We start from the raw sequence: 12,348 nt of genomic DNA on the forward strand, positions 1-12,348 counted from the left end.
TGTTAGGCCTGCCGCCAGCGTTCAATCTGAGCCATGATCAAACTCTTCAATTAAAAGTTTTTTGAAACCGAAGTTTCGTGCTCAATGAATTCTGATTTTGATATCTTTCGATATCGAATTGACTGTGCTGCAATAAATAAATTTATTGCCGTTGGTCACTCACTTTCCATTTAAGGAAAAAACATTGAGACTCTAAATTTGTTTGCGTCATCTAGCGAACTAGAATCTGCTGTTAGAACTCAATCTGTACGATGCCCACACAGATGATTGCTTCATATTTTTAAAGAACGTTTCGAGTTACTTTCGCGTCTCGAGGGCTGTGCATTCTACTCAACCCTGATTTGTTGTCAACACTTAATTTTGAGAAAGTTTAAAGTTTCTTAAAACTCAGTTTTACTTGACTCCCTGAGCCGCTAGCGCCTCGCTATGCGTTGCTGCCTGCCGTCTCAGTGGGGTCGCATTATAGGGAGATTCGATTTCGACGCAACCCCTTTTTTAAAGAAAATTACTAAAAATGGATCGTTTGCGCAAAAAAGAAACTAAAACCGATGTATTTAACAGTTAAAGATCTGTTTTAGATCTATTTGGTTACATTTAGCTTGTTTTATATAGAGAAAGGAGTAGCCAAATAGCTATATATAGAAGAGGGAAACGTTTTATTTTGGCCATATAAAGAAAAAGCCGAGCATAAGCTCGGCTTTTTGTGTCTTTTTAAGACTTACTCTGCAGACTGCGCGTCTTCTTGAACTTCTTCAGTCGCAACTGGGCGATCTACTAGTTCAATGTAAGCCATTGGTGCATTGTCGCCAGCACGGAAACCACACTTCAAAATACGAGTGTAGCCACCAGGACGGCTTTCGTAGCGAGGACCAATCTCGCTGAACAACTTACCAACAACTTCTTTATCACGCGTGCGAGCAAACGCTAAACGGCGGTTTGCAACGCTATCAGTCTTAGCCAGTGTGATTAAAGGTTCAATTACACGGCGCAGCTCTTTCGCTTTAGGCAATGTTGTTTTGATGATTTCGTGCTTCACCAAAGAACCAGCCATATTGCTGAACATCGCTTTGCGATGGCTGCTGTTACGGTTTAATTGACGACCACTCTTACGATGGCGCATGACCCTATCCTTCTAACTAAACTAAATATAGTGATCTAGATTACTCAGCTAGGCTTGCTGGCGGCCAGTTTTCTAGGCGCATGCCCAGAGAAAGACCACGTGATGCAAGCACGTCTTTGATCTCAGTTAGAGACTTCTTACCTAAGTTAGGTGTCTTAAGAAGCTCAACTTCGGTACGCTGTACTAAATCACCGATATATTGAATTTGCTCGGCTTTCAAGCAGTTTGCTGAACGAACTGTTAGCTCAAGATCATCAACTGGACGAAGCAGAATAGGATCGAATTCTGGCTTCTCTTCTTTCTCTTCTGGCTCAGAAACATCACGTAAGTCTACGAATGCTTCTAATTGCTCAGCAAGAATAGTTGACGCACGGCGGATCGCTTCTTCAGGATCTAAAGTGCCGTTCGTTTCCATATCAATGATTAGCTTGTCTAAGTCAGTACGTTGTTCAACACGTGCTGATTCAACCGAGTACGCAATACGCTCAACCGGACTGAATGATGCATCAAGCAACAGACGGCCGATTGGACGCTCATCGTCTTCAGAGGATACGCGGCTAGACGCTGGTACATAACCACGACCACGCTCAACACGAATACGCATGCTGATCTCGCTGTTATTTGTCGTTAGGTGACAAATTACGTGATCAGGGTTAGCGATTGTTACGTCGCCATCGTGCTGAATATCTGCCGCAGTCACAGGGCCTACACCAGATTTAGTCAGGGTCAGAAAAACTTCATCTTTGCCTTCGATATTTACCGCCAACCCTTTCAGGTTTAGCAGGATTTCAATGATGTCTTCTTGTACGCCTTCTTTCGCGCTGTACTCATGTAAAACGCCATCAATTTCTACCTCAGTAACTGCACATCCAGGCATAGATGACAACAGAATACGACGTAGTGCGTTTCCTAGAGTGTGACCAAAACCACGCTCAAGCGGCTCAAGAACCACTTTTGAACGAGTCGGGTTGATAGCGTCGATATCGACTAACCTTGGTTTTAGGAATTCGGTTACAGAACCCTGCATTTTATCCTCTCTTAACTCTTAACTTTACTTCGAGTAAAGTTCGACGATTAGTTGTTCGTTAATGTCCGCAGACAGATCAGAACGCTCAGGTAGGCGCTTGAAAGTACCTTCCATTTTCTTACCGTCAACTTCAACCCAAGTTGGCTTTTCACGTTGCTCAGCCAATTCTAGAGCCGCTACGATACGCGCTTGTTTCTTAGACTTCTCACGGATTTCAACCTGGTCTTCAGGAGAAACGTTGAAAGAAGGAATGTTAACAACACGACCATTAACCATAACCGCTTTGTGGCTTACTAGCTGACGTGCTTCAGCACGTGTGCTTGCAAAACCCATGCGATATACAACATTGTCTAGACGTTGCTCTAGAAGCTGAAGTAGGTTTTCACCTGTGTTGCCTTTAAGGCGAGCAGCTTCTTTGTAGTAGTTACGGAATTGCTTCTCAAGGATGCCGTACATACGACGAACCTTTTGCTTTTCACGTAGCTGTAGACCGTAGTCAGATAGACGACCTTTACGGGCGCCGTGCTGACCAGGTGCGTTCTCTAGCTTACACTTAGAGTCGATAGCTCGTACGCCGCTCTTAAGGAACAGGTCAGTACCTTCACGACGACTTAGCTTGAGCTTAGGGCCCAAATATCTTGCCATGTTCTTTCTCCTAACCTATTGTTATACGCGACGTTTCTTCGGTGGACGACAACCGTTATGAGGGATTGGCGTCACGTCAGTGATGTTGGTGATACGGAAACCAGCAGCGTTCAATGCACGTACAGCAGACTCACGGCCTGGACCTGGACCTTTAATGAAAACTTCTAGGTTCTTTAAACCGTATTCTTGAGCAGCAGTACCTGCACGCTCTGCAGCTACCTGAGCAGCGAATGGAGTAGATTTACGTGAACCACGGAAACCTGAACCACCGGCAGTTGCCCATGATAGTGCATTACCTTGACGGTCTGTAATAGTAACAATAGTGTTGTTGAAAGAAGCATGAACGTGAGCCATACCATCAGCAACTTGCTTTTTTACCTTCTTACGACGAATTGGTGCTTTAGCCATAACTTACCCCACCTTATTTCTTGATAGGCTTGCGAGGACCCTTACGAGTACGCGCGTTAGTCTTAGTACGCTGACCACGAAGTGGAAGCGAACGACGGTGACGTAAGCCACGGAAGCAACCAAGGTCCATAAGACGCTTGATGTTCAAAGTAACTTCACGACGAAGATCACCTTCAACAGTGTACTTGCCAACTTCTTCACGAAGTACGTCAAGTGTTTCGTCTGAAAGTTCACCGATTTTTGTGGTTTCGGCGATACCAGTCGCAGCTAAGATCGCCTTAGCGCGAGTTTTACCTACACCATAAATTGCTGTTAAACCAATAACTGCATGCTTATGGTCAGGAACGTTAATGCCAGCTATACGGGCCACTAACACATCTCCTATTTTAAAGTTTGGTAATCATCTTCTTGAAAAGCCCGTAAGGATACTCAAGCGATAACCAAACCAATATTAAAAACACAGGCCGAGTAGGATACTCAGCCTGCATGACTGTTTAATTAGCCTTGCCTTTGCTTGTGCTTAGGCTCACTGCAGATCACGCGTACTACACCAGCACGCTTGATTACTTTGCAGTTACGGCAGATTTTCTTAACGGAAGCACGTACTTTCATTACTCAACTCCGTAACAGACCTTAGCGGCCGTAGCCTTTAAGGTTCGCTTTTTTCAGCACAGAATCATACTGATGTGACATCAGATGGGTCTGTACTTGTGCCATAAAGTCCATGATCACAACAACGATAATCAAAATTGATGTACCGCCGAAGTAGAATGGCGTTTGCCATGCCATGGTCATAAACTCGGGCACCAGACAGATAAAGGTAATATACAAGGCACCTGCCAATGTCAGGCGTGTCATTACTTTATCAATGTATTTCGATGTCTGCTCACCTGGACGAATACCTGGAATAAATGCACCAGATTTTTTCAGGTTATCTGCAGTTTCACGCGGGTTGAACACCAACGCAGTATAGAAAAAGCAGAAAAAGATAATAGCCGCTGCCAAGACCATCGCATACAGAGGCTGACCTGGGGTCAACGCTGTTGAGATAGCTTGTAACACGTCAGCTACAGGACCTTCACCCTGGCCGAACCAGCTTGCAATTGTACCAGGGAACAGAATGATACTACTAGCAAAGATTGGTGGAATAACCCCAGCCATATTCACTTTTAACGGCAAGTGTGTGCTTTGAGCAGCGTACACCTGACGACCTTGTTGGCGCTTCGCGTAGTTAACAACGATACGACGTTGACCACGTTCAAAGAAAACCACCAAGTAAGTAACGGCAAATACGATTACCGCAATCAATACCAGTACCAAAATGTTCAATTCACCTTGGCGCGCCATTTCGGCTGTCGAACCAATAGCAGACGGCAGGTTAGCTACGATACCAACAAAAATCAGCACTGAGATACCGTTACCGATACCACGTTCTGTAATTTGTTCGCCCAACCACATGAGGAACATACAGCCGGTTACTAAGCTCACCACAGCGGTGAAATAGAAACCAAAGCCAGGGTTAACAACTAACCCTTCCATCATGTTCGGTAAGCCAGTAGCAATACCGATTGATTGGAATGTAGCAAGCACGAGCGTACCATAACGCGTGTACTGGCTAATTTTCTTACGCCCAGCCTCACCCTCTTTTTTCAGCTCTATCATCGCAGGATGTATATGCGTTAATAGTTGCATGATAATCGAGGCCGAGATGTACGGCATAATACCCAGTGCAAGCACTGAAGCACGCTCAAGCGCACCACCACTGAACATGTTGAACATCTCAACAATGGTGCCCTTTTGTTGCTCGAAGAATTCGGCAAGTACAGCGGCGTCAATCCCAGGGATCGGCACGAATGAACCTAGACGGTAAATGATGATAGCTCCGAGAACAAATAGTAAACGACGCTTCAACTCCGCAAGCCCACTTTGTGCACTTTGCATATTTTGACCTGGTTTAGCCATAAAGTACTTCCTTACTCTTCTACCTTGCCTCCGGCAGCTTCAATCGCCGCACGAGCACCTTGAGTCACTTTAAGACCTTTAACGGTAACCGCGCGAGAAACTTCGCCAGATTTAACTACTTTAACGAACTGGATGTTCTTCTTAACCAGACCAGCTGCTTGTAACGCGTTTAGATCTACCACATCGCCTTCAACTTTAGCGATTTCGAATAGATTTACTTCAGTAGACGCAAGCGACTTACGTGAAGTGAAACCAAACTTAGGTAGACGACGTTGCATAGGCATTTGACCGCCTTCAAAACCAACGCGTACTTTACCGCCTGAACGTGATTTCTGACCTTTGTGACCACGGCCACCAGTTTTACCTAGACCAGAACCAATACCACGACCAAGACGTTTCTTAGGTGTTTTAGAACCCGCAGCAGGAGAAAGTGTATTCAAGTTCATCGAATTACCCCTCAACCTTAACCATGTAAGAAACTTGGTTGATCATACCACGTACTGAAGGCGTATCTTCTAGCTCTACAGTGTGGTTGATACGACGTAAACCAAGGCCACGTAATGTAGCTTTATGCTTCGGTAAACGACCGATAGAGCTACGTACTTGAGTTACTTTTACTGTGTTTGCCATGGTGTCTTACCCCAAAATCTCTTCAACGTTAAGACCACGTTTCGCAGCAATTGCTTCTGGAGATTTCATGTTCTCAAGAGCAGAAATTGTTGCGCGAACAACGTTGATCGGGTTAGTCGAACCGTAAGCCTTTGATAATACGTTCTGTACACCAGCTACTTCTAGTACTGCACGCATCGCACCACCGGCGATGATACCTGTACCTTCAGATGCAGGCTGCATGTACACTTTAGAACCAGCGTGACGACCCTTGATAGGGTGCTGAAGTGTATTACCTTTAAGGTCTACGTTGATCATGTTGCGACGTGCTTTTTCCATTGCTTTTTGAATAGCAGCAGGAACTTCACGTGCTTTACCATAACCAAAACCTACTTTACCTGCGCCGTCACCAACTACTGTTAGTGCAGTGAAGCTAAAGATACGACCACCTTTAACCACTTTAGACACACGGTTTACCGCGATTAGCTTTTCAGCCAAATCAGGCTGTTGTTGCTTTGCTTCTACGTTAGCCATTGTCTACTCCTAGAATTGCAAACCGGCTTCACGCGCTGCATCAGCAAGCGCCTTCACACGGCCGTGATATTTAAAGCCACTGCGGTCAAAAGCGATGCTTGCGCTAACGCCTTTTTCAGCCGCACGTTCAGCAACTGCTTTACCCACTGCTTGCGCAGCTTCGATGTTGCCTGTGCCTTTAACTGTTTCAGCAATTGCTTTTTCAACAGTAGAAGCAGCAGCCAGTACAGTACCCTCAGGGCTAATTACCTGAGCGTAAATGTGACGTGGCGTGCGGTGGATAACAAGACGAGTTTTGCCTTGTTCAATAAAATTTCTACGGGTGCGCTTAGCACGACGTAGACGAGCTGTTTTCTTATCCATCGTCTTACCTTACTTCTTCTTAGCCTCTTTACGACGCACGTGTTCGTCAGCATAACGTACACCTTTACCTTTATAAGGCTCTGGCTCACGGTATGAACGAATGTTCGCAGCAGTTTGACCAACTAGCTGCTTGTCTGCGCCCTTAACAACGATCTCAGTTTGACTTGGAGCTTCAATAGTGACGCCCGCTGGGATCTCGAAGTTTACTGGGTGTGAGAAACCTAGAGTTAGATCTAGTACGTTACCCTTTACCGCAGCACGGTAACCAACACCAACAAGTTGTAGCTTCTTCTCGTAACCGTCGTTTACACCAACAATCATGTTGTTGATAAGTGCACGAGCAGTACCAGCTTGAGCCCAAGCGTTAGCAACGCCTTCAACTGGGTTCGTTTTGATTACGTTCTCTTCGAATGAAACTTCAACAGCCTCGTGGATCGTACGGCTAAGTTCGCCGTTCTTACCTTTAACTGTGATATCCTGGCCTTTTAGCGTGATTTCTACACCGGCAGGAACATTAATAGGTGCCTTTGCTATACGCGACATAGTCCCCTCCGATTACGCTACAAAGCCAATGATTTCACCGCCAACGCCAGCACTACGTGCAGCACGGTCAGTCATTAGGCCTTTAGAAGTTGATACGATAGCGATACCTAGACCACCCATTACCTTAGGTAATTCGTCACGCTTCTTATAGATGCGTAGACCAGGGCGACTAACACGCTGGATATTTTCGATTACAGCTTTGCCTTCGAAGTACTTAAGTTCGATAGCAAGCTCAGGCTTAGCACCTTCAGTTACAGAGTAACCAGATACATAACCTTCATCAGTTAGCACTTTAGCAACTGCTACTTTCAGCTTTGAAGATGGCATTGAAACAGAAACCTTCTTCGCAGTCTGGCCGTTACGGATACGTGTGAACAAATCCGCAATAGGATCTTGCAAGCTCATAGTCTTACTCCCGTGATTCTATTACCAACTAGCCTTTTTAAGGCCAGGAACTTCACCGCGCATAGCAGCTTCGCGTAATTTGATACGGCTTAGGCCGAACTTGCGAAGGTAACCATGTGGGCGGCCCGTGATGTTACAACGATTACGTTGACGTGCAGGGCTAGAATCACGCGGTAGACTCTGAAGTTTCAGAACCGCGTCCCAACGCTCTTCATCTGATGTGTTAACATCGCTGATGATAGCTTTAAGTGCCGCACGCTTTTCAGCGTACTGTGCTACTAATTTAGTGCGCTTTGCTTCGCGCGCTTTCATTGAATTCTTTGCCATAACCCTACCCTTATTTCTTGAATGGGAAGTTAAACGCTTCTAACAACGCACGGCCTTCATCATTCGTTTTCGCAGAAGTAGTGATAGTGATATCAAGACCACGAACGCGATCTACTTTATCATAATCAATTTCTGGGAAGATGATTTGCTCACGTACGCCCATGCTGTAGTTACCGCGACCGTCAAAAGACTTAGCGCTTACACCACGGAAATCGCGAATACGCGGGATAGCGATTGAAACCAAACGCTCAAAGAAGTCCCACATACGCTCGCCACGTAGGGTTACTTTACAACCAATTGGGTAGCCTTCACGGATCTTAAAGCCTGCAACTGACTTGCGAGCTTTAGTGATTAGAGGCTTCTGACCAGAGATTGCTTCTAGGTCCGCAACAGCGTTTTCTAGAATTTTCTTATCAGCTAGGGCTTCGCCCACACCCATGTTTAATGTGATCTTTTCGATCTGAGGGACTTGCATGACAGAGCTGTAACCAAACTTCTGTTGAAGTTCTGCTACTACTTTGTCTTTGTATACTTCATGCAGTTTCGCCATCTTCTACTCCAACTATTAAATAGTTTTACCAGTAGATTTGAAGATACGCACTTTCTTGCCATCTTCAAACTTGAAACCCACACGATCTGCTTTACCCGTTTCCGAGTTGTAGATCGCAACGTTTGATACGTCGATAGACGCTTCTTTCTCAACAATACCGCCAGCTTGGTTCAACTGAGGAACAGGCTTTTGGTGCTTCTTGATAAGGTTTACGCCTTCAACAAATACTCGACCAGTTTCAGTTACAACTGAAAGCACTTTACCGCGCTTACCTTTGTCTTTACCGGCTAGTACGATTACTTCGTCATCACGACGGATTTTTGCTGCCATGATCGACTCCTTATAGTACTTCTGGTGCTAGTGAAACGATCTTCATGAACTTTTCAGTACGAAGTTCACGAGTCACAGGGCCGAAGATACGAGTTCCGATTGGCTGAAGGTTATCGTTAAGGATAACTGCAGCATTGCTATCGAAACGGATCAAAGAACCGTCTGGACGACGAACGCCTTTTTTGGTACGCACAACTACTGCGTTTTTAACATCACCTTTCTTCACTTTACCGCGAGGAATAGCTTCTTTAACAGAAACCTTAATGATGTCACCAACCGATGCGTAACGACGGTGTGAACCGCCAAGGACTTTAATACACTGCACTTTGCGAGCGCCGCTGTTATCAGCAACGTCCAGCTGAGTTTGCATTTGGATCATTTTAGATGCTCCGGTGTAGTTACAAACAGCCTAAATCTCTTTAAAAATTAAGGCATTAAATATTTTATCCGCTCAATAATCAGGCAACTTTTATGCTGTATGACTGCTGAGGGCGGGCAATTGTATCAGTAATGGCGCGCAAAAGGTAGGCTAATTTTTAATTAATTTCCCGACCAAGGGGCTGTATCTACACGCATATTCGCCTGCGATAAATGCCCTTAAGCTGGCCTTTTCCCCTACCAGTCATTCAATTGCCCCAAGGTTCAATTGCTTACAAAACAAACAGGGCGCATAAAGCGCCCTGTTGCTAAATTTCTATATGGGGTCAATTAACCACCAAACAAGCCCTTGAGCTTATCTTTTACCTTGTCTTTAACTTTTTCTTTGGCTTCTTCCTTGGCCGCATCGGCCACGTCTAGCTTAATGCCCACATCGTGGAATGGGCCCTTAATACGCATCGGAATTTTAAAGCCTGTGCTGTCATCCGTGGTGCCCTGACCTTCGATGGAATCGACGATACCGGTAACTAAACGATAGTTCACTTCGGTCGCCGGTAAATCCACCTCACCCTCACCCGAGATACGAACAAGCGGGCTCTGCAAAGACAGGTCTGAGTTAGTGCCCACACCATTGGTAAACGTCATGCTACCCGTTAGCGCGGTAAAGTCTGTTTTTTGCGACTCGTCATAGCCGGTATTTAAACCATCGGCCAGCGCTGCGGTGTTACCCTTGATCAACTCCTTGGCCTTACGCACCAGCTCAGCCACGTTGGCCCCTTTCACTGCACCGTCGGCAAAGTTAAAGCTCAGTTTACCCGCTAAGGCATTCACAAAGTCTTTTTGGCTTTGGCCCCGTGTGCTCAACTGCCAATCAATAGAGCCCTTGCCCATCAGCTTATCGAACTTGGCTGCATCGGTTAGCAGCGGCTCAGCATTGATGCCTGCCAGACTGAAGTTAGTATTGATTTGATACGGCGCCTGTTTGGCGTTAAGCATCACAGTACCTTTACCCTGGCCTTCATAGGCCACAAACTTATCCATGCTTAAATTCGCCACGGCATTTTGTAGTTTCAAGGTGAACTGGTTTTCCCCTAGGGTAATGTCGCGTGCCTTTAAGCCGCTTGAACGCACCACCACGTTGGCATCCAGGCTATTAAGTGCTGACAGGTCCATCTTGGTGTTATCCCAGACGATTGGCTGAGCCTTGGCATCGCCCTTGGCATCCTCGGCCGGTTTTTCAGCTGGCGCTTCTGCTGCTTCAGTTGGTTCAGGTAGATACGGGTTTAGGTCCAACATGCCGAGGTCAACATTGGCATTAATCGCCAAACGCTCACCCAGGTTGATGGTACTCATACCCTCGATGGCAAGCTCATCAAGCTTGGCCACTAGCTTATTAATGGTCAAGGACTGACCTTGCATCTGCATGCTGCCATCAACACTGAAGGCATTAAAGGCGTTATCCTTGGCATCAAGCTCAACACCCAGCCACTTGGCGATGTCTTTTACCGAGTCGCCATCAAGATGCAAAGTACCGCTAATATTTTGGCCCTGATCGGCGATTTGCCCCTTAAATTCAACATTAACCAAATCCGACTCGACGGTTTTAGTTACCGCAAACGGGCGTCCTTCAATGGCTTTAATAGGGTTATCGACCACCACATCCAGGTTAAAGCGCCGCGCCATATAGGTAATGCCACCTTTCAGCTCCAGCGGTTTACGCAGTGATTGCAATAACACCGCCAGTTCCAGGTCGGAAATTTGCTGCTTGGCACCGGTTTGGCCATCAAGGTAGGTAAATTGACCGCCATAGATGGCGACTTCACCGAGTTCGATATCGAAGTTTTCAGGAAGGCTAACCTGTCCAGATTTCGTTTGCTCAGGTTGCTGCTCGGCCACCTTATCAAACAACTGCCAGTTGCCCTTGCCCTGAGCATTGGTCTCCAGCAAGACATCCGGTTCGCGAATAACGAACTTATCCAGCTTCACTTCACCGGAGAAGAGTGACGTCCAGGGAATATGAATATCCAGCTGCTTCATGGTCGCCATGTTGGCGCGTGAGCCGTCGGCCATGTTGCTAAAGCTGACATCATTGAGCTCCAGGCGTAGCGACGGGAAAATCGCTAAGTTTTTATCACCGGCAATGGTCAAAGTACGGCCGGTGGTTTTCTCCACCTGCTCGGACACCTTAGTAAAGATGGCATCGACCGGAATAAAAAATGGAATCGCGATCAACAAGCCGATGATCACGACAATAATAATACCTAATACCTTGGCAAGGGTTTTCATGCTTAACCTCGTTCCTTTTGAGACAACACTAGTAGCATAACCTATTGGCTATAAAAGTGTAATTGTAGTCGAGATGGATGAATATATGATGATAGCTGCCTGCTCCCGCTTACCAACGGTAGCCAAGTTGCAAACCCAGGCCATCCACCCCGGGGTTCGGCGGTTCAATCCCCCCGTTAGAGGTATGCTGGTAGCGCAGTGATGTAAACACGTCGCTCTGAGCAATAAAGTAGGTGTAACTAAGACTGGATGTAAAATGCCAGCGGCTTCCTACGTAGTGAGCATAATAGTAATTACCATCTACATAGGTGGGGGCGAACTCAAAAGTAAGCCTGGTTTGCTGCCCTTGCAATAGATGCCAATATAAGCCCGCTGAAAAATAGGGCACATCATCGAACTCATTCCAGCCATAATGCTTGTCTAAGCCATTAAACTCGCCATAAGTGAATGCAACACCATCAAACCAGGTAAAAGATGGCTCGGTCTCTAAGCTGTATGAAATGGCCGTTATGCGATCATCATCATTCGCACCCAATGTATAACCAAGGTAAATTGCCACCTCATCTGCAGCGACTTGCGGACTATAAAATTGGGCCAATAAAGCAAACGTGGATAAGAAAAGAGTCGAGGCTGGTTTTGCCCAAGAGTTGTTAACCGCGGCTATGAGCATGAGACTTCTGCACACCTTTGAATCGAAGTAGTTGTTTCGTGGCAAGGATAACGCAGTTGCTATCCACAAGAAACATAAAGGAAAAATATTAACCGGCAACCTAGAGGCTCGCAGGTGTGATTGCTTTGTAAAAATGGCGTTGGCCACTCCTTAGCTACGAATGCGAAGTCGCGGCTAAGAGCATCGAAATA

The 12,348-nt window shown here is 46.1% G+C and carries 19 protein-coding genes; all 19 read right to left on the reverse strand.

Annotation, left to right across the window (positions count from 1 at the left end):
• Positions 1–718 precede the first annotated feature (718 nt).
• On the reverse strand, positions 719–1,120 hold the full coding sequence (gene rplQ, locus C2M17_RS07990; protein WP_105200316.1) for a 50S ribosomal protein L17: 402 nt from the start codon (positions 1,118–1,120) through the stop codon (positions 719–721).
• Between the two features lie 40 nt (positions 1,121–1,160).
• Positions 1,161–2,147 (reverse strand): DNA-directed RNA polymerase subunit alpha, encoded by a 987-nt coding sequence (locus C2M17_RS07995; protein WP_105189428.1) that lies wholly within the window; start codon positions 2,145–2,147, stop codon positions 1,161–1,163.
• Positions 2,148–2,171: 24 nt separating this feature from the next.
• A complete protein-coding gene (gene rpsD / locus C2M17_RS08000) occupies positions 2,172–2,792 on the reverse strand; it encodes a 30S ribosomal protein S4 (RefSeq protein WP_105200317.1) in 621 nt (206 codons plus the stop codon).
• Positions 2,793–2,813: 21 nt separating this feature from the next.
• A complete protein-coding gene (gene rpsK / locus C2M17_RS08005) occupies positions 2,814–3,200 on the reverse strand; it encodes a 30S ribosomal protein S11 (protein ID WP_022943956.1) in 387 nt (128 codons plus the stop codon).
• A 13-nt stretch (positions 3,201–3,213) separates the two neighbouring features.
• Positions 3,214–3,570 (reverse strand): 30S ribosomal protein S13, encoded by a 357-nt coding sequence (gene rpsM / locus C2M17_RS08010; RefSeq protein ID WP_105200318.1) that lies wholly within the window; start codon positions 3,568–3,570, stop codon positions 3,214–3,216.
• A 128-nt stretch (positions 3,571–3,698) separates the two neighbouring features.
• A complete protein-coding gene (gene rpmJ, locus C2M17_RS08015; RefSeq protein WP_002959476.1) occupies positions 3,699–3,812 on the reverse strand; it encodes a 50S ribosomal protein L36 in 114 nt (37 codons plus the stop codon).
• Positions 3,813–3,833: 21 nt separating this feature from the next.
• Positions 3,834–5,162 carry a preprotein translocase subunit SecY gene (gene secY / locus C2M17_RS08020; protein WP_105189431.1) on the reverse strand — a complete coding sequence of 443 codons (1,329 nt, stop codon included), beginning with the start codon at positions 5,160–5,162 and terminating at the stop codon, positions 3,834–3,836.
• Positions 5,163–5,173: 11 nt separating this feature from the next.
• Positions 5,174–5,608 carry a 50S ribosomal protein L15 gene (gene rplO, locus C2M17_RS08025; RefSeq protein WP_105200319.1) on the reverse strand — a complete coding sequence of 145 codons (435 nt, stop codon included), beginning with the start codon at positions 5,606–5,608 and terminating at the stop codon, positions 5,174–5,176.
• A 4-nt stretch (positions 5,609–5,612) separates the two neighbouring features.
• Positions 5,613–5,792 carry a 50S ribosomal protein L30 gene (rpmD, locus tag C2M17_RS08030; RefSeq protein WP_105189433.1) on the reverse strand — a complete coding sequence of 60 codons (180 nt, stop codon included), beginning with the start codon at positions 5,790–5,792 and terminating at the stop codon, positions 5,613–5,615.
• Positions 5,793–5,798: 6 nt separating this feature from the next.
• Positions 5,799–6,305 carry a 30S ribosomal protein S5 gene (gene rpsE / locus C2M17_RS08035; protein ID WP_105200320.1) on the reverse strand — a complete coding sequence of 169 codons (507 nt, stop codon included), beginning with the start codon at positions 6,303–6,305 and terminating at the stop codon, positions 5,799–5,801.
• A 9-nt stretch (positions 6,306–6,314) separates the two neighbouring features.
• On the reverse strand, positions 6,315–6,668 hold the full coding sequence (gene rplR / locus C2M17_RS08040; RefSeq protein WP_105200321.1) for a 50S ribosomal protein L18: 354 nt from the start codon (positions 6,666–6,668) through the stop codon (positions 6,315–6,317).
• A gap of 9 nt (positions 6,669–6,677) precedes the next feature.
• Positions 6,678–7,211, reverse strand: coding sequence for a 50S ribosomal protein L6 (gene rplF, locus C2M17_RS08045; protein ID WP_105200322.1), 534 nt, complete (start codon positions 7,209–7,211; stop codon positions 6,678–6,680).
• 12 nt (positions 7,212–7,223) lie between these two features.
• A complete protein-coding gene (rpsH, locus tag C2M17_RS08050) occupies positions 7,224–7,616 on the reverse strand; it encodes a 30S ribosomal protein S8 (RefSeq protein WP_105189437.1) in 393 nt (130 codons plus the stop codon).
• A 21-nt stretch (positions 7,617–7,637) separates the two neighbouring features.
• Complete coding sequence (gene rpsN, locus C2M17_RS08055) at positions 7,638–7,943, reverse strand: 30S ribosomal protein S14 (protein ID WP_105200323.1); 306 nt, start codon at positions 7,941–7,943, stop codon at positions 7,638–7,640.
• A gap of 10 nt (positions 7,944–7,953) precedes the next feature.
• Complete coding sequence (rplE, locus tag C2M17_RS08060; RefSeq protein WP_105189439.1) at positions 7,954–8,493, reverse strand: 50S ribosomal protein L5; 540 nt, start codon at positions 8,491–8,493, stop codon at positions 7,954–7,956.
• 15 nt (positions 8,494–8,508) lie between these two features.
• A complete protein-coding gene (gene rplX / locus C2M17_RS08065; protein ID WP_105189440.1) occupies positions 8,509–8,823 on the reverse strand; it encodes a 50S ribosomal protein L24 in 315 nt (104 codons plus the stop codon).
• A 10-nt stretch (positions 8,824–8,833) separates the two neighbouring features.
• A complete protein-coding gene (rplN, locus tag C2M17_RS08070; RefSeq protein WP_105189441.1) occupies positions 8,834–9,202 on the reverse strand; it encodes a 50S ribosomal protein L14 in 369 nt (122 codons plus the stop codon).
• A gap of 329 nt (positions 9,203–9,531) precedes the next feature.
• Positions 9,532–11,487: an AsmA family protein gene (locus C2M17_RS08075; protein WP_105200324.1), complete on the reverse strand. Its 1,956-nt coding sequence runs from the start codon at positions 11,485–11,487 to the stop codon at positions 9,532–9,534.
• 109 nt (positions 11,488–11,596) lie between these two features.
• A complete protein-coding gene (locus C2M17_RS08080; protein WP_105200325.1) occupies positions 11,597–12,157 on the reverse strand; it encodes an acyloxyacyl hydrolase in 561 nt (186 codons plus the stop codon).
• Positions 12,158–12,348: the final 191 nt, after the last annotated feature.

Source organism: Pseudoalteromonas sp. T1lg10, from assembly GCF_002964545.1.
In the GTDB taxonomy this organism is placed as follows: domain Bacteria; phylum Pseudomonadota; class Gammaproteobacteria; order Enterobacterales; family Alteromonadaceae; genus Pseudoalteromonas.

Coding starts and splice junctions, on each gene's coding strand:
- rplQ (WP_105200316.1), bottom strand. CDS start 1,120: ATGCGCCATCGTAAGAGTGGTCGTCAATTAAACCGTAACAGCAGCCAT.
- C2M17_RS07995 (WP_105189428.1), bottom strand. CDS start 2,147: ATGCAGGGTTCTGTAACCGAATTCCTAAAACCAAGGTTAGTCGATATC.
- rpsD (WP_105200317.1), bottom strand. CDS start 2,792: ATGGCAAGATATTTGGGCCCTAAGCTCAAGCTAAGTCGTCGTGAAGGT.
- rpsK (WP_022943956.1), bottom strand. CDS start 3,200: ATGGCTAAAGCACCAATTCGTCGTAAGAAGGTAAAAAAGCAAGTTGCT.
- rpmJ (WP_002959476.1), bottom strand. CDS start 3,812: ATGAAAGTACGTGCTTCCGTTAAGAAAATCTGCCGTAACTGCAAAGTA.
- secY (WP_105189431.1), bottom strand. CDS start 5,162: ATGGCTAAACCAGGTCAAAATATGCAAAGTGCACAAAGTGGGCTTGCG.
- rplO (WP_105200319.1), bottom strand. CDS start 5,608: ATGAACTTGAATACACTTTCTCCTGCTGCGGGTTCTAAAACACCTAAG.
- rpmD (WP_105189433.1), bottom strand. CDS start 5,792: ATGGCAAACACAGTAAAAGTAACTCAAGTACGTAGCTCTATCGGTCGT.
- rpsE (WP_105200320.1), bottom strand. CDS start 6,305: ATGGCTAACGTAGAAGCAAAGCAACAACAGCCTGATTTGGCTGAAAAG.
- rplR (WP_105200321.1), bottom strand. CDS start 6,668: ATGGATAAGAAAACAGCTCGTCTACGTCGTGCTAAGCGCACCCGTAGA.
- rplF (WP_105200322.1), bottom strand. CDS start 7,211: ATGTCGCGTATAGCAAAGGCACCTATTAATGTTCCTGCCGGTGTAGAA.
- rpsH (WP_105189437.1), bottom strand. CDS start 7,616: ATGAGCTTGCAAGATCCTATTGCGGATTTGTTCACACGTATCCGTAAC.
- rpsN (WP_105200323.1), bottom strand. CDS start 7,943: ATGGCAAAGAATTCAATGAAAGCGCGCGAAGCAAAGCGCACTAAATTA.
- rplE (WP_105189439.1), bottom strand. CDS start 8,493: ATGGCGAAACTGCATGAAGTATACAAAGACAAAGTAGTAGCAGAACTT.
- rplX (WP_105189440.1), bottom strand. CDS start 8,823: ATGGCAGCAAAAATCCGTCGTGATGACGAAGTAATCGTACTAGCCGGT.
- rplN (WP_105189441.1), bottom strand. CDS start 9,202: ATGATCCAAATGCAAACTCAGCTGGACGTTGCTGATAACAGCGGCGCT.
- C2M17_RS08075 (WP_105200324.1), bottom strand. CDS start 11,487: ATGAAAACCCTTGCCAAGGTATTAGGTATTATTATTGTCGTGATCATC.
- C2M17_RS08080 (WP_105200325.1), bottom strand. CDS start 12,157: ATGCTCATAGCCGCGGTTAACAACTCTTGGGCAAAACCAGCCTCGACT.